Origin of the sequence: Paraburkholderia sp. RL17-373-BIF-A (assembly GCF_046030175.1) — a bacterium.
GTDB lineage: Bacteria > Pseudomonadota > Gammaproteobacteria > Burkholderiales > Burkholderiaceae > Paraburkholderia.
This window is the reverse complement of record NZ_JARESO010000414.1, coordinates 1-483: the sequence shown is the minus strand read 5'-3', so window position 1 is coordinate 483 and position 483 is coordinate 1. Positions and strand designations below refer to the sequence as shown.

Sequence of the window (483 nt, the reverse complement as noted above, 5' to 3'; positions counted from 1 at the left end):
CTTACGCGTCCGTCTCACTGCTGTCGCTATCTCAGGTGACAAAGTAGTCTCCACCACTCGTTTGGTGGGGCCTACTCTGTCCACTTTGGCGTCACCCGTCTAGACGGTGCTCGCGCAACGCTTACGTTTAACATGGTAGGCACTATGGTGAAAAAAGCATTCGGGCGGCTCAAGCAGAGCGACAAGCCAATCTTACATTCCGACCAGGGCTGGCAATATCAGATGGCGGTGTGCCGGCGCCTTCTTGAGAACCGTTCGATCACACAAAGCATGTCGCGCAAGGGCAAATGCTATGACAATGCCGCCATGGAGAGCTTCTTCGGCACGCTCAAAGCGGAGTTCTTTTACCTCAATAAATTTGACAATCTTGACGAGCTGGAGGCCGGCATAAAGAACTATATCCGGTACTACAACCACGACCGTATCAAGCTAAAACTGCAGGGCATGAGCTCCGTAAAATATCGGACTCAATTCGGACAGGCG

The 483-nt window shown here is 52.2% G+C and carries 1 pseudogene; it reads left to right on the top strand.

The features are described 5' to 3' along the window. Positions 1–126: 126 nt before the first annotated feature. Positions 127–483: pseudogene (locus tag P0D80_RS51160) on the top strand (transposase); the annotation flags it as partial.